We start from the raw sequence: 17,553 nt of genomic DNA, 5'->3' as shown, positions 1-17,553 counted from the left end.
CATCCGCCGCCCCCGTCCCGAACGCCGTCCCTTCCCCCTCGACCTCCGCACCCCCTCCGGGCGACGACTCCCGTTCTGACCCCGCCGCGCCTATGCTCGGGACATGTCGGAATTGCAGATGCGGGTCTCCGACGAGGACCGGGAGCGCACCGCGCAGCAGCTCCAGCAGGCGTTCGCGGAGGGCCGGCTGACCCAGCCGGAGCTCGAGGACCGGCTGGGGGCGGCGCTGTCCGCGAAGACCTACGGCGACCTGCTCGGCCTGATCACCGACCTGCCGAGCACGCAGCCGCAGGTCGATGACGTGGTGGAGCTGGCGTCCAAGAACGGCAACGTCAAGCGCTCGGGCGACTGGGCCGTCCCGCGCCGGCTGCGGGTCGCCTCCAAGTACGGCAGCGTCGAGCTGGACTTCACCGAGGCGGTCGTCCCCCACCAGGTCGTCGACATCGAGCTGGACCTCACGTACGGATCCGCCAAGATCATCCTGCCCGAGGGCGCGGTGGCGAACGTGGACGCCTTCCAGAGCGACTGGGGCCATCCGACGTCCAAGGTGCCGAGCAGGCCCCGCCCCGGGGTGCTCTGCGTGGTGATCACCGGCCGGGCCAAGTACGGCGGCCTCACCGTGCGCTATCCGCGCAGGCGCTGGTTCACCCACTGATGGAACAGGGCGATGTGGTGCTCGCTCGGCACGAGCACCCCGCCCTCCCGGTACGCCCGTGACGACATGCCGGGCTGGGTCCGCTCGCAGGCGTCGAAGTCCTGCTCGTTGACGCGGTGGAACAGCTCCACCGACAGCGTCAGGTCGGCCCCGGAGTCCACGACGTCGGGATGGTAGAGCCAGTCGCACTCCACCACGGTGCGGTCCGCGGCCATGGGGAACATCCGGTGCAGGATCACGTGGTCGGGCACCAGGTTCACGAACACCTGGGGCTTGACGGTGATCGCGTAGTAGCGGCGGTCCTGGTCCTCCGACACGCCGGGCAGCCTGCCGAACCCGGGGCTGCCGTCCACCGTGAACCCCTCGGCCCGCTCGGCGAACTCGGCGCCGTGCCCGACGTAGTACTGCGCCGCGTAACCGCCGGCGAACTCGGGGAGCACCGCGGTCAGCTCCGGGTGGATGGTGGCGCAGTGGTAGCACTCCATGAAGTTCTCGACCAGGAGCTTCCAATTGGCCTTGACGTCGTAGACGATGCGGCGGCCGAGCGCGAGCCGATCCACGTGGTAGTGCTCGATGGCGGCGGGGTCGCCGAGGCGCTCGGTGGCCGCGTACGTCACGCTCTGCTCGAACGAGGGCGGCTCGGCGGCCAGGCACACCCACGCGTACCCGAGCCACTCGCGCAGGTGCACGGGCACCAGCCCGTACGCGACGCGGTCGATGTCGGGCATCTTGGCCAGGTTGGGCGCGGCGGCCAGCCGGCCGTCGAGGTCGTAGGACCAGGCGTGGTAGGCGCATCTGATCGTCCGCCTGACCTCCCCCGCCTCCTCCGGGCACAGGCGGGCGCCGCGGTGGCGGCAGACGTTGAGGAACGCGCGCAGCAGGCCGTCGCGCCCGCGCACCACGATCACGCTCTCGCGGCCGACCTGGACCGTCCTGAACGCGCCCGGGCCCGGCAGGTCACCGGATCTCACGGCGCAGAACCAGAGGCTCTCGAAGATCCTGGCCTGCTCCTCGGCGAAGATCTCGGGGTCGGTGTAGGCACGGCCGGGAAGCGTGGAGATCAAGCTCGACGTGGTGGTCAACCGACACCCCTTGTTGCGTATTACGCACCGAGTTGCCCTATATGCGACATCGTCAGGCGGCCTCAGGGGGCTGTCAAGAGGTAGTTGCTGTAGCCGCGCAGCATGGAGGCGTACACCTTCGTCGCGACCCCGTCGGGGATCAGCCGCACGATCGGCCCCTGCCTGTCGGTCAGCTCCGTGCCCGCCATCCTGGCGGGCCTGCGCACCACCTTCGACCTGGCCCGCTCGTAGGCGCGCAGGTCACCGAGCGACCGGGCGAGCAGCCAGGCGTCCTCCAGCGCCTGGTTGGCACCCTGGGCCATGGTGGGCGGCATGGTGTGCGCGGAGTCGCCGGCCAGCGTGGTGGGGCCCCTGCCCCACACGTCGGGGATCGGCTGCTTGTGGTGCGGGAAGAACTCGACGTCGGCCATCGTGTCGAGGATGCCGGGCACCGGGTCCACCCAGCCGCGGAACCGCTCCCGCAGCCGCTCCACCACGTGCGGGTCGTCGGCCCAGAAGGGCTTGCCGGGAGCCGACCTGACGTCGAACCACCACAGCAGCCGCCCCCGCCCCGCCGGGATCAGCCCGCACAGCCCCTGCCTGCCCGCGATCATCACCGCCCGGTGGTCCTCCGTCAGCGCGGTCGGCCTGGTGGTGAACCCCTGCCAGGTGACCCAGCCGCTCAGCTTCGCCCGGTCGCCGCCCATCAGGGCCTCGCGCACCACCGATCGGCGGCCGTCGGCGCCCACCAGCACGTCGCCGCGTACCGTGCGGCCGTCCGACAGCCGCACCTCGGCCCGCTCGGGCACCACGTGCTCGGCCCGCGCGCCGTACGTCACCGGCACGCCGTCGGCGAGCAGCTCGACCAGCTCGCGCCGGGCCACGTGCACGACGGGGTGGCCGTAGCGGCGCTCGGGCACGGTGAGGTCGACGGTGAGCAGCCGCCGCCCGTCGGGGGCCCACGACTCCAGGGTCTCCAGCCGCCGGCCGACGCCGGTGCAGTCGGCCTTCAGCTCCTCCAGGATGGCCGTGCTGCCGGGCCAGAGCGAGACGGAGCCGCCGGCGGTGCGCAGCTCGGGGGCCTCCTCGTACACCTCGGCCTCGTGTCCCGCGTTGAGCAGGCCGCGCGCCAGGGCGAGCCCCGCGACGCCCGCGCCGACGACGATTACCCTCATTACGTCTCCCTATACTGAGACTCTGAATATCAGATACTAGGAGTATCACAATGTCTGCGCGCGGCCGCAAGCCCGACCCCACGGTCGACCACCGCATCAGGCAGGCCGCGGCCGGGCTGGTGCTCTCCCACGGCCTCGACTTCACCATGGACGACGTCGCCGCGGCGGCAGGCGTGGGCAGGGCGAGCGTGTTCCGCCGCTACGCCTCCAAGCGCGACATGCTGCTCGAAACCCTCACCGGCCTGATGAACGCGCACGTCGCCATCCCCGACACCGGCTCACTGGAAGGCGACCTGCGCGTGGTGGTCGCCGACACGCTCGCCCTGTGGCACCAGCCCGGCGTCGCCCGCATGGCCAAGCAGGTGTACGGCGAGGCGGGCCGCGACCCGGCGGTGGCCGAGCTCATCCGCACCTCGATGCGCACCCGGATGGAGCGGTCGTGGGTCGTGTACGAGCGCGCGATCGAGCGCGGCGAGCTGCCGCCGAACGCGGACCTGTGGATGCTGACCGACCTGTTCACCGGCCTCGTCGCCTACCGGGGGCTCCTGGATCTTCCACTGCCGGATCCGGAGGAGATCGTGCAGGTCCTGCTGCACGGCTTTACACCCGCTTGACACCCCTGGTGTTAGTGGGGTGCAAGCGGCGATCAAGTCAGGGCCCATAATGTTCCCTTCGTTCGCTAAACCTACGAAGGGCACGGAACATGACTCCCCCTCGTCGTCGCCTCGCCGTTGCGGCCGCGACGCTGACTCTTGCCGCTCTCACCACTGCCTGTGGTGCGATCGGCCAGGCTGTTGACTGCACGCAGGTCAGCCAGGAGATCACCAAGATCACCAATGAGTACAGCAGCTCGCTGAGCAGCGCCGCCACCGACCCGAAGGCCATCGAGAAGGCGAGCCAGGAGACCGCCGACAAGCTCAAGACCCTCGCGAGCAAGTACGACGGGGATCTCGCGGGCGCCGTGAACGACATGGCGACCGTCTTCTCGAGCATCAAGGTCGACGACCCGTCCGGCGCCACCGAGGCGATGGGCAAGCTCCCCGAGATCCAGGCCAAGGCCGTCGCGGCCTGCGGCTGATCGGCTCGCGGCCGTCGCGCGACCGCCTGTGGGGGGCAGGTCGGAGCGGGCGGCCGCGTCGTGGCGGGCGAGACGGTCGTGGCGCACGTGGGGGTGCCACCGCCGAGGTGGTGGCGCACATGGGGGGCGCCGCCGCCGAGATCGTGGCGCACATGGGGGACGCCACGTGCGAGGTCGTGGCGCAGCCCGGGGGGCGCGCCATCTCCTCCCCGCCACAGGCTTCCGGCCACCGCGTGCGAGCACGACGCTCGCCGCGGTGGCCTATCGCGTCTCCGCGGAGCCCCGCCGGCCACGTGCCAGCTCGGACGCCTGCTCGTAGGCCCGCTCGAACCCTTCGAGCACGGTGGGCCACGAGCCCGCGGCGGGCAGGGTCGCGCGGTTGTGCGCGGCGATCGACTCGCGCAGCTCCGCGTCGGTGCACAGCCGCGCCACCGCCCGGGCCAGGTCGCCGAGCGTGCGGCCGAGCAGTCCCTCGGTGCCGTCCTTGACGAAGTCGGCGACCCCGCTCTGCGCCCTGGCGACCACCGGCAGCCCCGCGGCCCGCGCCTCGAGCGCCGCGATGCCGAACGACTCGCGTGGCGCCGGCGCCACGAACACGTCGGCCGACTCCAGCACCTTCGCGATCTGCTCGCGGGTGTGCCGCCCCGGCAGGGAGACCCAGCCGGCCATGCCGTGCCTGTCGAGGAAGCGCGCCATCTGGCCCCGAGCCGGCCCGTCGCCGACGATCGTGGCCCGTATGGGGATCCGGGAGGGCACGCGCGCGCGGGCCGCCTGGAGCAGCTTCAGCAGGCGCAGCGGCTGCTTGCGAGGCGCCAGCCGGCCCACGGCCACGATGTGCACGCCGTCGCGGGGGCCGGGCCGGCTGCCGGGAGGCGGCGCCCAGCCCGAGAGGTCGAGCCCGTTGGAGACCACCCGCACCGGCACCTGCGGCCCGGCCACGGCCCTGATGGGAGCCGCCGCGGCGGTGCTGACCGTGGTGGCCACCAGCCGCCACCGCTGCCAGCCGTACACGAGCCGCAGCAGCCGGTACATCGCCCGCGTCACCGGATCCCACATGCTGTGGACGGTCACCACGCACGGCACCCCCGCGCGGAACGCGGCCCGCACGCCCATCCACGCGAACGGCGAGACCGCCCCCGCGTGGACGTGCACCACGTCGGGACGCGCCGAGGTGATGCGGCGTGTGAGATGGCCCACGCCGAACGGATGCACGGGCAGGTCGAACGGCATCTTCGCGACGATCCTGTGCACCCCGGGCAGCGGCTCGCCCCTGGTCGCGGTGGCCACCGACACCTCGTGCCCCGCCTCCCGCTGCATCCGCACGAGATCGGCGACCTGGACCTCGATCCCTCCGAGTCGCGGCAGGTAACAGTCACTCACGTGAAAGATCCGCACCCCTCCCAGACTAATCTGGGCGTGTGCCTCCACGTACCGCTGTGTTCTTCCATGCCCATCCCGACGACGAGGCCCTGCTGACGGCGGGCACCATGGCGATGCTCGCGGCCGAGGGGCACCGGGTGGTGCTCGTGGTGGCCACGGCGGGCGAGCGCGGCCTGGCCGAGATGGAGCCGGGCGAGGCGCTGGGCGAGACCCGCCTCAAGGAGCTGTACAAGTCGGCCGCGCTGCTCGGCTGCGCCCGCGTCGAGTGCCTCGGCTACGGCGACTCGGGGCTCAGCCCCAAGGGCGGCAGCGCCGAGGAGCGGCCCGACAACGCCTTCATCGACGCCGACACCGAGGCGGCGGCCAAGGCGCTGGCCGCGATCCTGCAGGAGGAGCAGGCCGACCTGCTGGCGATCTACGATCCGGCGGGCGGCTACGGGCATCCCGACCACGTCCAGGTGCACCGGGTCGGCAAACGGGCGGCGAAGATCGCGGGAACGGAGATCGTCCTGGAGGCGACGGTCAACCGCGATCCGCTGCTGTGGCTGCTGCGGGTGGCGGGCCGGTTCTACAAGTTCCCGCCGGAGTTCGACGTACGGACGTTCGAGAGCGCGTACTCGCCCGGCGAGGCGATCACCCACCGCGTCAACGTCCGGAAGTACACCAGGCAGAAGCGGGCCTCCATGGCCGCGCACGCCTCCCAGGCCAGCGGCGGCGACAGCGACCGCACGCTCGCTGTCATGCTGAAGGTCCCCCGCCCCCTCTACCGCTTCGTCTTCGGCACCGAGTGGTACGTCCGCCGCGACCTGCCCCCCGGCGCCCGCCTCACTCATCCCTTCGACCGGTGGCCCACCTAGTACTTCAGAACGACGAGGCCGCCCGCCATGACCCGGCAGACTGGACTTCGATGAAGAACAAGTGGCTACAGATCGCCCTGTCCGTGCTGTCGCTCGGCCTGGCCGTGGCGCTCGTGGTCTACCTCCCCCAGATCGTGCAGGCGCTCACCGGCAAGCCCGTCTCCTGGGCCGAGATCGGCCGGGTGTTCGGCACGCTCGGCGCGGGCGAGATCGCGCTGATGGCCGCGCTGTGGCTGCTGAGCCTGCTGGCCTACACGTTCGTGCTGACCAACTCCCTGCCCGGCCTGAACAACCTGCAGGGCCTGGCGCTCAACGCGGCGGGCAGCGCGGTCAGCAACCTGCTGCCGTTCGGCGGCGCGGTGGGCGTGGCGCTGTCGTGGGCGATGACCAAGGGCTGGGGCTTCACCAGCCGGGCCTTCGTGGTCATGACGCTGGTCAGCGGCGTGTGGAACACGTTGTTCAGGTTCGTCCTGCCCGCCGTCGGGATCATCGCGCTGCTCATCGCCGGGCAGGCGCCCAACGCGACCGTCGCCAACGCGGGCTGGACGGGCGCGATCTCGATCATCGTGCTCTGCGTGGTCGTGGCCGTCGCGCTCTACTGGGAGCGCGCGGCCGTCTGGCTCGGCAAGGGCCTCGACGGGGTGACCCGGCTGCTGCGGCTGAAGATCCACGCCTCCGAGGCGTTCCACCGACTGCGCGCCGACACCGCGGGCATCGTACGCGGGCGGTGGCCGGGGCTGTCGCTCGGCATGATCTTCTTCCTCGGCTTCCAGTGGGCGATCATGGCGGTCTGCATGCATGCCACCGGCGCCTGGCCCGGCCTGGCCCAGTCGATCGCCGTCTTCGCCCTGTCGCGGGTGCTCACCAGCGCCCTGATCACGCCCAGCGGGGCGGGGATCATGGAGGGCGGGGTGGTGCTCCTGCTGACCTCCGCCTTCGGCGTGCCGGCCGCTCCGGCGACCGCGACCGCACTGCTTTTCGGCTTCTGGACTTACACTATCGAGATCCCGTTCGGCGGCCTGGCACTGGGCGCATGGGCGCTGCTGCGCAGGCGCAACGGCCGGAACGCCGGCGCGGAGCCCCCGTCCGCGATCTCGAAGGCCACCCAGTGACAATCCCAAACCCATCGCGTGCTAATCGACCACGGGCCTTGTGCGTGATTCGCAGGCCCGCATAGCGTGGCGGCTGACATGGTGGCGTTCCGAGTTCTGGGGCCAGTCGAGGCGTACGAACACGACGACGAGCTCGACCTCGGCGGGTTGCGGCAGCGGGCCGTCCTCGCCCGACTTCTCGTGGCCAGAGGTCAGGTCGTGCCGGTTGACACGCTTCTTTACGACCTGTGGGACGACGACGCGGCCAAGGGCGCGCAGTCGGGCCTGCAGGTCTACATCTCGCGCCTGCGCCGGGTGCTCGAGCCGGGCCGCCCGCGTGGCGGGCCCAACCGGCTGCTGGTGACGGTCGCGTCCGGCTACGCGCTGCGCGTGGCGCCCGACCAGGTCGACGCGCTGCGCTTCGAGCAGCTCGTCCGGGCGGCCGGCGAGCACCTGGAAGAGGGCGACCCGCAGTCGGCGCGCGACCGCCTGGAGAAGGCGCTGGGGTTGTGGCGCGGCACCCCCTACTCCGACTTCGCCGACCAGGCGTGGGCCGAGGCCGAGGTCAACCGGCTGACGGAGCTGCGCCTGGTGTCCAGGGAGCGGCACGCCGACACCGGGCTGCGGCTCGGCCTGCACGCCGAGACCGTGCCCGACCTGGAGGCGCTCACCACCGAGCACCCGCTGCGCGAGGAGGGCTGGCGGCTGCTGGCGCTCGGCCTCTACCGCTGCGGCCGGCAGGGCGACGCGCTGGCCGCGCTGCGCCGCGCCAGGAACATGCTGGCCGACGAGCTCGGCATCGACCCGGGCCCCGCGCTGCGCAAGCTGGAGTCCGACATCCTGGCCCAGGCGCCCGAGCTGGAGCTGGCGCCCGCTCCCGCGCGGGCGCCGCGGCCGTCGGCGCCGGTCAGCGACACCTGGCCGCCGCGCCCCGCCACGCCGATCGAGCCGCCGCCGCTGGAGCCCGAGCCGTTCGTCGGCCGCGACGCCGAGCTGACCAGGCTGACCACGGCCGCCTCGCGCACCGGCCGGTTCCAGGTCGCGATCGTGACCGGCGTCGCCGGCGCGGGCAAGACCACGCTGCTGCGCCAGCTCGAGAGCAGGCTGGCCGCCGACGGCTGGACCACCGCCTCCGGCGCCTGCCCCGACTCCAGCGCCACCCCGCCCGGCTGGGCCTGGGTGGAGATCCTGCGCACGCTCATCGACATGACGGGCGCGGGCGAGTACGCCCAGCTCCTCGCGCCGCTGCTCGACGACGCCGCCCCCGACCCCGACGAGGACGAGGCGTCCGGCGGTTTCCGGCTGCACCGCGCGGTCGGCGGTTACCTGGCGGGCGTGGCCCGGCGCGGCCCCGTCCTGCTGACGCTGGAGGACCTGCACTGGGCCGACGACCAGACGCTCGCCCTGCTGCGCGCGCTGCCGAGCCTGCTGGCGACCAGCCGGGTGCTGCTCGTGGTGACGTGCAGGGAGAGCGAGCTCGACGACCGCCAGTCCGACGTGCTGGCCGCCCTGGCCAGGCTGGGCCCGGTGCGGGTGGGGCTGTCCGGGCTCGACCCCAAGGCCGTGGCCGAGCTGGTCAAGGCCACCTGCGTCCGCGAGATCGACGAGGACGCGGTCGAGTCGATCGTCGAGCGCACCGGCGGCAACCCGTTCTTCGTCCGCGAGACCGTGCGGCTGCTCGACTCCGAGGGCGCGGCCGACCGGGCCAGCGCCACCGAGGTGCTCTCGCAGGTGCCCTCGGGCGTGCGTGACGTGCTGCGGCGGCGCATCTCGCGGCTGCCCGCCGGGGCGCAGCAGATCCTGCTGCAGGCCGCGGTGATCGGCCGCGATGTCGACCTCGACGTGCTGGTCGCGGTGGCCGTGGACGAGGAGTCGGTGATCGAGGCCGTCGAGGCGGCGCTGCTGGCCGGGCTGGTGACCGAGCCGGGCCCCGGGCTGCTGCGCTTCGACCACGACCTGGTGCGCGACACGATCTACTCCGACGCCTCCAGGCTGCGCCGCACCCGGCTGCACGCCGCCGTGGCGTCCGTCATCGAGCAGCGCGCGCCGTCCGACGTGGCGGCGCTGGCGCACCACTACTTCCTGGCCGACGCCGCCGGCAAGGCGGTCCACTACGCGGGCCTGGCGGCCGAGCAGGCCGAGCGGCGCTTCGCGCACCGCGAGGCGGCCACCCTGTGGGAGCAGGGCATCGCCGCCTTCGACCGCTCTCGCAGCGACGAGCAGAGCGGCGAGCAGCGGCCCGAGCGGGCCAAGGAGCGCCTGCGGCTGATGCTGCGCCAGATCAGGGCCCTGGCGCTGTGCGGCGACATGCACGCCGCGCGGCTGCTGCGGCGCCAGGCCATGGACGCCGCGCTGCCGCTGGGCGACCTGGAGATCACCGCGAAGGTGGCGGCGTCGCTGGCGGTGCCGCACAAGGGCATGGCGCGCGACTTCACCCGCACCGCGTGGGAGATCGTGGACGTCACCGAGAAGGCGCTCATGGAGCTGCCGGCGGGCGAGCAGCGGCTGCGGGCGAGCCTGCTGACCACGCTGGCCCTGGAGCTGGAGGGCTCCTCCTCGCCCGAGCGGGGCCGGCAGGCGTCGCTGGAGGCGCTGGAGCTGGCCCGGCAGAGCGGCGATCCGGCGCTGATCGCGGCGGCGCTGAGCGGGCGGCTGCGGCAGTCGTACGACATCCCCGCGGTCGACTCCCGCGAGAGCATCGGAAGGGAGCTGCTGGAGGTCGCCCAGCGCTCCGGGCAGATGGCCACGCAGGCGCTGGCCCACCTGGTGCTGCTGGAGTGCGCGGCGGCCCGCGGCGAGTTCACCGTGGCCGACGAGCACGCGGCGGCGGCCGACCAGCTGGCCAAGCAGTACGACCTGTCGGCGAACGCCGCGGTCGTCGTCTGGTACCGGGGCCAGCGGCTGATGATCGCCGGCGACTACGAGGGCGCCGAGCGGGCCTACGCGGAGGCGGCCAGGATGACCGCGCGGGCGGGCATGCTGGAGGGCCGCCAGGACCTGCCGCTGATCACCAGGTTCTGCCTGCATCTGGTGGCCGGCCGGGCGGCCGACATGGTGGAGCCGCTGGCCGAGGCGCACATGCGGGGCGCCAAGTGGACGCTCGACGCGTACGCGCTGGCCCTGGCCTCGGCCGGGCACCAGAAGGACGCCAGAGCCGTGGCCGCGACCCGGCCGCCGGTGCGCCCCGACTTCCTGTACGAGCTGGCGATGACCTGGCGGGCGCTGGCCGGGATGCTGCTCGACGACCGGGAGCGGATGGTCGACTGCTACGACAAGCTCAAGCCGTTCGCCGACCGGGTGGCGGGCGCGGGCACCGGCGTGGTGGCGCTGTGGCCGGTGGCGCTGACGCTCGGCGACCTGGCCATCCGCCTGGGGCAGCCGGACGCCGCGCGCGAGCACTACGAGAAGGCCCTCGAGGTGGCCGAGCGGGTGGGCGTGCCGCGCTGGGTGGAGGCCGCGCGGCAGTCGGTCAGCAGCTCGCTCGGAAGCGGTCGCTCCTGATCGGTCAGCAGCTCACTTGGAAGCGGTCGCTCTTGATCGGCTCGGTGCCCTCGATCGTCAGCTCGACGCGGTACCATCCCGGGTTCCGCGAGACCATGGGGCGCCACTCGACCGTGCGCTCGGGGGCGGCGAAGCCGTCGTGGTCGGCCAGGTACGTGCGCCACGCCTTGGCCGCCGGGCTCCAGCGGGCCAGTCTCCAATGGTAGGAGACGGCTCCGGCCGGGTCCGGGTTGGTCAGGAGGCTGCGGGCGACGTACGACTTGGTACAGCCGGGGCCGCCGTCGGTCAGCACGCTCATGGTGACCCGGCCCGCCGTGGCGAGCTCCTCGGCCGGGGCGGTGACGGGCAGCTCGCGGGCCGACAGGGTGACCTGCGTGGTGGGCTCGGGTGTGGAGCTGGCGTTGCTGTAGGCGGACAGGCCGACGTACGCGCTGGTGAACGCCAGGGCCGCCACGAACAGCTTGGCGGCGGTGGCGGTCCCGCTGGTCAGGACGGCTGCGCTTTTCGTCGGCATCTTCAACACCCCTTTTGGCTCACCCCTAGAGTGGGGCTGGGTGGTTGAGCTCTGGTTGTCGGCCGGTTGCACCTTTTGCGGGAGGCTTGCAGCCCGGTGTGGCCTCCGCCTGCACCTGAGGGTAAGGTAAGGCTGGCCTAAGGTTTGTGGAGGGGTGGTGGGTCGGACCATGTGGCATGCGGCGATCGCCGTCCCCGCGCCGACCGAGCCGTTCTGGCTGGGGCTGCCGTACTGGCTGGTGGGGGCCGTTCTGATCCTGGCGCTGTTCGGCGCGTTCCAGGTGTACTACTGGGTCGGGCGCAGGCTCGGCGAGAAGCTGTACGACTCGCGCATCGGCGTCAAGGTGGGCCGCGAGCGGATCCAGAAGATCGAGCAGGTCGTCGAGCGGTGGGGCGCGCTGGCCGTCTACGGCTGTTTCTGGGTGCCGATGCTGCGCCACACGCTGCCCTGGGTGGCGGGAGCGCTGCGCGTGTCCTACCCCTGGTACGTCGTCGCCAGCGCGCTGGGCTGCCTGACGTGGGCGCCACTGTGGTGGTTCGGCGGCACGGCGGCCGTGTTCGGGTGGCTGGAGCTGGCCAGGCGATCGCCCGTCACGGCGGCGGTCGTGGCCGTGGTCGTGGTCGGGCTCGTCGCCTGGCTCGTGATCCGGCGCAGGCTGAAGCGACGGCGCGCCGCCGACGACAAGGCCCTGGCCTCCTGACGCCCCGGGCCTCCGCCCCCTCGCCCCCTCGCCCCCAAGTACCCGCCACCGGCCTCCTGGCAGCCCGTCCTCGCATCCCACCACCCGCCCCCTCCCCGCCGCACATGGCGGGCGTTTCAGGGCCTGAAGGGCGAGAAGGGCGAGAAGCGCGACTGCGCGGACCCAGCGCAGGACGGCCCAGCCGGCGGTGCGGCCACGCGGGGCCGCGATACGCCAGCGATGCGGCGACGCAGGCGCCGATGCAGGCCGGCGAGGCGAGCCCCGCCACGTGGCGACGCATGCAGCGATGCAGGCCGGCGAGGCCAGCAGCGCGGCAACGCCGCACTGCGAGGCGAGCCCTCACGGCGCGGCAACGCCGCACTGCGAGGCGAGCCCCCGCGGTGCGGCGACGAAGGCGGCGGGGCGGGCCCGACATACAGGCCCTCGGCAGCGCAGCCCCGTGATGCGGCCGAGCGGCCGCATCCCCCCGCCCGCTCCTCCCGAGGGACCGCGCCACGTGCGGCGGGGAAGGAGCGGAGCGGTGGAATGCTCAAGCGCGAGAGAGGGCCGGGGCGGTCAGGCGCCGACGTAGTCGGCCAGGTGCTCCCCGGTGAGGGTGAAGCGGGCGGCGACCAGGTCGGCCGGGGTGCCTTCGAAGACGACCCGGCCGCCGTCGTGACCGGCGCCGGGCCCCAGGTCGATGATCCAGTCGGCGTGCGCCATGACCGCCTGGTGGTGCTCGATGACGATGACCGACTTGCCGGCGTCCACGAGCCGGTCGAGCAGCCCGAGCAGCTGCTCGACGTCCGCGAGGTGCAGGCCGTTGGTCGGCTCGTCGAGGACGTAGACGCCACCCTTGTCGGCCATGTGGGTGGCCAGCTTGAGCCGCTGCCGCTCGCCGCCCGACAGCGTGGTGAGCGGCTGGCCGATGGTGAGGTAGCCGAGCCCGACGCTCGCGAGCCGTTCGAGGATGGCGTGCGCGGCCGGCGTACGCGCCTCGCCCGCGCCGAAGAACTCCTCGGCCTCGGTCACCGGCATCGCGAGCACCTCGCTGATGTCGCGCCCGCCGAGCTTGTAGTCCAGCACCGCGGCCTGGAACCGCTTGCCCTCGCACTCCTCGCAGGTGCTGGACACGCTGGCCATGATCCCGAGGTCGGTGTAGACGACGCCGGCGCCGTTGCAGCCGGGGCAGGCGCCCTCGGAGTTGGCGCTGAACAGCGCCGGCTTGACGCCGTTGGCCTTGGCGAAGGCCTTGCGGATCGGGTCCAGCAGCCCCGTGTACGTGGCCGGGTTGCTCCGCCGGGAGCCGCGGATCGGGCTCTGGTCGACCGACACCACGCCCGCGCCCCCGGGGATGGACCCGTGCACGAGCGAGCTCTTGCCCGAGCCGGCGACGCCGGTGATGACGGCGAGCACCCCGAGCGGGATGTCCACGTCCACGTCCTGCAGGTTGTGCGTCGTCGCGCCGCGGATCTCCAGCGTGCCGGTGGGCTTGCGCACCGCCTGCTTGAGCTTGGCCCGGTCGTCGAGGTGGCGTCCGGTGATGGTGCCGGCGGCGCGCAGGCCCTCGACCGTGCCCTCGAAGCAGACGGTGCCCCCCGCCGTGCCGGCGCCGGGGCCGAGGTCGACGACGTGGTCGGCGATCGCGATCACCTCCGGCTTGTGCTCGACGACGAGCACCGTGTTGCCCTTGTCCCGCAGTCGCAGCAGCAGGTTGTTCATGCGCTGGATGTCGTGGGGGTGCAGGCCGGCGGTGGGCTCGTCGAAGACGTAGGTGACGTCGGTGAGCGAGGAGCCGAGGTGGCGGATCATCTTGGTGCGCTGGGCCTCGCCGCCCGACAGCGTGCCGGCCGGCCGGTCGAGCGACAGGTAACCCAGCCCGATCTCCACGAACGACTCGAGGGTCCGCAGCAGCGCGGTGAGCAGCGGCCGCACCGACGGCTCGTCGAGGCCGCGGACCCATTCGACCAGGTCGCTGATCTGCATGGCGCAGGCGTCGGCGATGTTGATCCCGGCGATCCGTGAGGACCTGGCCGCCTCGCTGAGCCGCGTGCCGTCGCACTCGGGGCAGGTGGTGAAGGTGACCGCCCGGTCCACGAACTCGCGGATGTGCGGCTGCATCCCCTCGCGGTCCTTGGACAGGAACGACTTCTGGATCCTCGGGATCAGCCCCTCGTAGGTGAGGGTCGAGCCTTCGACCTTCACCTTGGTCGGCTCCCGGTACAGGAAGTCCTGCATCTCCTGCTTGGTGAAGTCGCGGATGGGCTTGTTCGGGTCGAGGAAGCCCGACGCGGCGTAGGTCCGCACCGTCCACCAGCTGTCCGACTTCCAGCCGGGGATGGTGAACGCGCCCTCGGCGATCGACTTGGAGTCGTCGTAGAGCTGGGTGAGGTCGATGTCGGAGACCGTGCCGCGGCCCTCGCAGCGCGGGCACATGCCGCCCAGCCGGGTGTACGTCGCCCGTTCGGCCTTCTTGTTGCCGCGCTCGACGGTGATCGCGCCGCTGGCCCGTACCGTGGGGACGTTGAAGGAGAACGCGTTGGGCGAGCCGATGTGCGGCTGCCCGAGCCGGCTGAACAGGATGCGCAGCATCGCGTTGGCGTCGGTGGCGGTGCCGACCGTGGAGCGGGGGTCGGCGCCCATCCGCTGCTGGTCGACGATGATCGCGGTCGTCAGCCCGTCGAGCACGTCGACCTCGGGCCGCGCCAGCGTCGGCATGAAACCCTGCACGAAGGCGCTGTAGGTCTCGTTGATCATCCGCTGCGACTCGGCGGCGATCGTGTTGAACACCAGCGAGCTCTTGCCCGAGCCGGACACGCCGGTGAACACGGTCAGCCTGCGCTTCGGGATCTCGATGCTGACGTCCTTGAGGTTGTTCTCGCGCGCGCCGTGCACGCGGATCAAGCCGTGGCTGTCGGCAACGTGCTGCGCGGGCGGCTGGGTGTCCGTGGTCGTATCCGTGCTCATCGTGTCTCCATCCATCGGGCCCGGCTGTGAGGCGGGGCCGCTTTCACGGGCTCCGTCGGTGCTCAGCGGTCCTGGAGCACGCCGAGGACGTTGCCGTCGGGGTCGGTGAAGGTGGCCACCACGCGGCCGCCGCCCACCTCCCGGGGCTTGTCCTTGATCGTGGCGCCGGCGGCGGTCACCTCGGCCAGCTTCGCCTCGATGTCCTCCACCTGCCAGTACGCCACCGGCGCGGTCATGCCCTGTGCCGCGCCGCCCGGGACCAGCCCGATGTGCTGGCCCTCGGCCTCGAACCCGACATAGTAGGACTCATCGGTCTGGGGCGGGAAGCCGAGGAGGGCGGTGTAGACCGCCTTGGCCGCCTCGATGTCGGACACGGGGTGCAGCACGGTCTTGATGCCCTGGGTGGAAGAGTCAGCCATGGTTCGCTCCTGCAGTCGGGGGTCGGTTCGACCCGGTGTACGCCGTCGAGCCCGAAGGCCCGAAGGACGATGTATCTGCAGGTTAGGCGGGTCTCCGCGAGCGGCGCTTCTCGATTCCTGATCGGTTCGCGCCTGCCGGCGGAGAAGCCGTGGTCAGTCCGTCGCCGGCGACGGTTCCGGGCCGCTCCGGTCGTCGATGGGGGCGTCAGGGGCGTTCCTGCGTACGGTCTCGATGCCGTTCACGCATGCCACCTTGTTCGGGAAACCCTCGCCGACCGCCAGCGTCTGCCCGTTGTTCGCGACCAGCGCGAAACGGTAGCCGCCCTGGCCGTCCTCGCTGATGATGAATCTTCCTGCCATGGCCGCCGCCCCCCGCCATATCGGATCTATCAATGATTTACCCCCATCTGAGGGCGGCACGTGGCCCAGTCAGGCAAACGGAGCGTCCGGCTCTGTCAACATGATGGGCATGCGTATTGGGCGTTTGATGGGCTCTGTCGTGATCGCCTTGGTCGTGGGGGTCTCCTCCCCCGCCATGGCCGCCGACGAGCCGACCGTGGGGGCCAAGGCGGCGTACGTCATCGATTCCGCAGGAACGATCCACTTCGGCAAGCGGGAGACGAAGCGGGTGCCGGTGGCCAGCCTGGTCAAGATCATGACCGCGTACGTCGTGCTCAGCGAGGGCCGGCTGAGCGACACGATCACGATCACCGCAGCCGACGTCAAGTACGCCGCCAAGGGCGGCGCCGCCACGGCGGGACTGCGCAAGGGCGAGCGCTTCACGACCAGGGACCTGCTGTACGCGCTCATGCTGCCCTCCGGCGCCGACGCGGCCAACGCCCTGGCCCGCCACTACGGGCCGGGCAAGACGGCCTTCATCGCCAAGATGAACCGCACGGCCCGCGCCCTCGGCCTCGCCGACACCCGCTACACGAACGCGGACGGCATGCCCACCCCGGCCGGCGGCTACTCCACGGCCGTCGACCAGGCCAGGCTGGCGCAGCTCGCGTTGCGGAGCAGCGTCTTCACGACCGTGGTCAGCAGCACCGCGCACAAGGTGACCAAGACCAAGGTGCACCGGGCGCACACGTGGCGGAACACCAACAAGCTGCTCACGCGGGCCGACGACGTGCTGGGCGTGAAGACCGGCTACACGGACGCGGCCGGGTACTGCCTGCTGTTCGCCGCCGAGCGCAACGGGCTCCAGGTCGTCGGCGTGCTGCTGGACGACGGGAACGAGCGCCGCTTCTCGACGGCCGAGAAGCTGCTGGACTACGCGGGCGACCAGATCGGCCTCGCCTGACGAAGGCCCGACGAGGCCGACGAGACCGTTCGAGACCCGACGAGGCCGACGAGACCGTTCGAGACCCGACGAGGCCCGGCCCGGCAGTACGAGGCCCGACCAGGCCCGCCCCGGCCGTACGAGCCCGTCAGCCGAACACGATGCGGCCGCTGCCCGGGAGCGTGGCCATGCCCCGCGTGGCGCAGCCGAGGATGGCCGTGGCGGGGCTGATGCCACCCCTCACCGGCTCCTTGGCCAGCCATCCCGCCGTGACGGTGCCGGTGAGCAGCGTGTCCGCCGGGCGCTGGGCCACGAGCCGGTCGGCCCTGACGCGCAGCCTCGACGTGCCGACGGGGCGCCCGTTCTCCCCGAACCAGGTGATCACCGCGCTGCCGCGCACCTGACGGGCGCTGGTGCACGACACCTGGGCGGTGGCTCGCACGCTGGCCCACCCGGAGCGCAGGTACGTGGCCGTGCCGTCGGGCGAGGTGCACCCGGTGAGCTCCAGGTGCCCGCGCGCCTGGACCCGGCGAGGCGTGAGCCCGACCTTGGGTTCGAACACCAGCGGCCGCGCCGCGGGAGTGGCGACGGCGCAGCTCAGCGCGACAGGCGCCGCCGCGCCCCCGGCGCCCGCCCCCGAGCTCAAGTACCCCGCTGTGGCGGTCAGGGCGATGATCCAGGCCACGTTCATGGAGCCCCCGCTCTGCACGTGTTTCTGTAATCGATCGCTCACATTGTGCATCATCGGGCGGCGCGGCACGCCGGATCCCGCCGGTCGCCCGAGCGGGTCGTCCGCCGCTCCTGCCGCCCCTCTTCCGGGCCATGACCTGCGCACCTGCACCCGCGACACGAACTAACCGGGAAATCCCCGTGAAATCCGGCCTCTCTTTCGTT

16 protein-coding genes are annotated in these 17,553 nt (G+C 72.2%); 8 read left to right on the top strand and 8 right to left on the bottom strand.

What is annotated here, in order from left to right; translation table 11 throughout:
- Positions 1-103: 103 nt before the first annotated feature.
- Complete coding sequence (locus AB0I79_RS16320; RefSeq protein WP_357872927.1) at positions 104-655, top strand: DUF1707 domain-containing protein; 552 nt, start codon at positions 104-106, stop codon at positions 653-655.
- On the opposite strand, the gene AB0I79_RS16315 is transcribed toward AB0I79_RS16320, so the two are convergent.
- Positions 625-1,737, bottom strand: coding sequence for an aromatic ring-hydroxylating dioxygenase subunit alpha (locus AB0I79_RS16315; protein ID WP_357872924.1), 1,113 nt, complete (start codon positions 1,735-1,737; stop codon positions 625-627). The genes AB0I79_RS16320 and AB0I79_RS16315 overlap by 31 nt on opposite strands.
- A 62-nt stretch (positions 1,738-1,799) precedes the next feature.
- Positions 1,800-2,891 carry an NAD(P)/FAD-dependent oxidoreductase gene (locus AB0I79_RS16310; protein WP_357872921.1) on the bottom strand — a complete coding sequence of 364 codons (1,092 nt, stop codon included), beginning with the start codon at positions 2,889-2,891 and terminating at the stop codon, positions 1,800-1,802.
- Positions 2,892-2,941: 50 nt separating this feature from the next.
- Here AB0I79_RS16310 and AB0I79_RS16305 point away from each other — a divergent pair, with 50 nt between their 5' ends.
- On the top strand, positions 2,942-3,505 hold the full coding sequence (locus AB0I79_RS16305) for a TetR-like C-terminal domain-containing protein (RefSeq protein WP_357872919.1): 564 nt from the start codon (positions 2,942-2,944) through the stop codon (positions 3,503-3,505).
- A gap of 89 nt (positions 3,506-3,594) precedes the next feature.
- Positions 3,595-3,969 carry a hypothetical protein gene (locus AB0I79_RS16300; RefSeq protein WP_357872916.1) on the top strand — a complete coding sequence of 125 codons (375 nt, stop codon included), beginning with the start codon at positions 3,595-3,597 and terminating at the stop codon, positions 3,967-3,969.
- Between the two features lie 261 nt (positions 3,970-4,230).
- On the opposite strand, the gene AB0I79_RS16295 is transcribed toward AB0I79_RS16300, so the two are convergent.
- Positions 4,231-5,349 (bottom strand): glycosyltransferase, encoded by a 1,119-nt coding sequence (locus AB0I79_RS16295; RefSeq protein WP_357872913.1) that lies wholly within the window; start codon positions 5,347-5,349, stop codon positions 4,231-4,233.
- 38 nt (positions 5,350-5,387) lie between these two features.
- On the opposite strand from AB0I79_RS16295, the gene AB0I79_RS16290 reads away from it, so the two are divergent.
- From AB0I79_RS16290 to AB0I79_RS16280, 3 genes are all read left to right on the top strand, one after another.
- Positions 5,388-6,206: a PIG-L family deacetylase gene (locus AB0I79_RS16290; protein WP_357872910.1), complete on the top strand. Its 819-nt coding sequence runs from the start codon at positions 5,388-5,390 to the stop codon at positions 6,204-6,206.
- Between the two features lie 50 nt (positions 6,207-6,256).
- Entirely contained in the window at positions 6,257-7,318 is a 1,062-nt protein-coding gene (locus tag AB0I79_RS16285) for a lysylphosphatidylglycerol synthase domain-containing protein (RefSeq protein ID WP_357872907.1), read from the top strand.
- Positions 7,319-7,396: 78 nt separating this feature from the next.
- The gene (locus tag AB0I79_RS16280; RefSeq protein ID WP_357872905.1) at positions 7,397-10,798 is read left to right on the top strand and encodes a BTAD domain-containing putative transcriptional regulator; all 3,402 of its coding nucleotides are present in this window, start codon (positions 7,397-7,399) and stop codon (positions 10,796-10,798) included.
- A gap of 4 nt (positions 10,799-10,802) precedes the next feature.
- On the opposite strand, the gene AB0I79_RS16275 is transcribed toward AB0I79_RS16280, so the two are convergent.
- Positions 10,803-11,312, bottom strand: coding sequence for a hypothetical protein (locus AB0I79_RS16275; protein ID WP_357872902.1), 510 nt, complete (start codon positions 11,310-11,312; stop codon positions 10,803-10,805).
- A gap of 157 nt (positions 11,313-11,469) precedes the next feature.
- On the opposite strand from AB0I79_RS16275, the gene AB0I79_RS16270 reads away from it, so the two are divergent.
- Positions 11,470-12,012 carry a VTT domain-containing protein gene (locus tag AB0I79_RS16270; RefSeq protein ID WP_357872899.1) on the top strand — a complete coding sequence of 181 codons (543 nt, stop codon included), beginning with the start codon at positions 11,470-11,472 and terminating at the stop codon, positions 12,010-12,012.
- Between the two features lie 555 nt (positions 12,013-12,567).
- On the opposite strand, the gene AB0I79_RS16265 is transcribed toward AB0I79_RS16270, so the two are convergent.
- From AB0I79_RS16265 to AB0I79_RS16255, 3 genes are all read right to left on the bottom strand, one after another.
- A complete protein-coding gene (locus tag AB0I79_RS16265; RefSeq protein WP_357872896.1) occupies positions 12,568-14,958 on the bottom strand; it encodes an excinuclease ABC subunit UvrA in 2,391 nt (796 codons plus the stop codon).
- A gap of 62 nt (positions 14,959-15,020) precedes the next feature.
- Positions 15,021-15,377 (bottom strand): VOC family protein, encoded by a 357-nt coding sequence (locus tag AB0I79_RS16260; protein WP_357872893.1) that lies wholly within the window; start codon positions 15,375-15,377, stop codon positions 15,021-15,023.
- Positions 15,378-15,530: 153 nt separating this feature from the next.
- On the bottom strand, positions 15,531-15,737 hold the full coding sequence (locus AB0I79_RS16255; protein WP_357872890.1) for a DUF1508 domain-containing protein: 207 nt from the start codon (positions 15,735-15,737) through the stop codon (positions 15,531-15,533).
- Positions 15,738-15,846: 109 nt separating this feature from the next.
- Between AB0I79_RS16255 and AB0I79_RS16250 the strand changes: the two genes are divergently transcribed.
- A complete protein-coding gene (locus tag AB0I79_RS16250) occupies positions 15,847-16,680 on the top strand; it encodes a serine hydrolase (RefSeq protein WP_357872888.1) in 834 nt (277 codons plus the stop codon).
- Positions 16,681-16,807: 127 nt separating this feature from the next.
- Here AB0I79_RS16250 and AB0I79_RS16245 read toward each other — a convergent pair whose 3' ends face one another.
- Positions 16,808-17,392: a hypothetical protein gene (locus AB0I79_RS16245; RefSeq protein ID WP_357872885.1), complete on the bottom strand. Its 585-nt coding sequence runs from the start codon at positions 17,390-17,392 to the stop codon at positions 16,808-16,810.
- Positions 17,393-17,553: the final 161 nt, after the last annotated feature.

It is taken from the genome of Nonomuraea sp. NPDC050202 (assembly GCF_040656115.1).
GTDB lineage: Bacteria > Actinomycetota > Actinomycetes > Streptosporangiales > Streptosporangiaceae > Nonomuraea.
This window is presented reverse-complemented; position numbering and strand designations above follow the sequence as displayed.

Coding starts and splice junctions, on each gene's coding strand:
- AB0I79_RS16320 (WP_357872927.1), top strand. CDS start 104: ATGTCGGAATTGCAGATGCGGGTCTCCGACGAGGACCGGGAGCGCACC.
- AB0I79_RS16310 (WP_357872921.1), bottom strand. CDS start 2,891: ATGAGGGTAATCGTCGTCGGCGCGGGCGTCGCGGGGCTCGCCCTGGCG.
- AB0I79_RS16305 (WP_357872919.1), top strand. CDS start 2,942: ATGTCTGCGCGCGGCCGCAAGCCCGACCCCACGGTCGACCACCGCATC.
- AB0I79_RS16300 (WP_357872916.1), top strand. CDS start 3,595: ATGACTCCCCCTCGTCGTCGCCTCGCCGTTGCGGCCGCGACGCTGACT.
- AB0I79_RS16285 (WP_357872907.1), top strand. CDS start 6,257: ATGAAGAACAAGTGGCTACAGATCGCCCTGTCCGTGCTGTCGCTCGGC.
- AB0I79_RS16280 (WP_357872905.1), top strand. CDS start 7,397: ATGGTGGCGTTCCGAGTTCTGGGGCCAGTCGAGGCGTACGAACACGAC.
- AB0I79_RS16275 (WP_357872902.1), bottom strand. CDS start 11,312: ATGCCGACGAAAAGCGCAGCCGTCCTGACCAGCGGGACCGCCACCGCC.
- AB0I79_RS16265 (WP_357872896.1), bottom strand. CDS start 14,958: ATGAGCACGGATACGACCACGGACACCCAGCCGCCCGCGCAGCACGTT.
- AB0I79_RS16260 (WP_357872893.1), bottom strand. CDS start 15,377: ATGGCTGACTCTTCCACCCAGGGCATCAAGACCGTGCTGCACCCCGTG.
- AB0I79_RS16255 (WP_357872890.1), bottom strand. CDS start 15,737: ATGGCAGGAAGATTCATCATCAGCGAGGACGGCCAGGGCGGCTACCGT.
- AB0I79_RS16250 (WP_357872888.1), top strand. CDS start 15,847: ATGCGTATTGGGCGTTTGATGGGCTCTGTCGTGATCGCCTTGGTCGTG.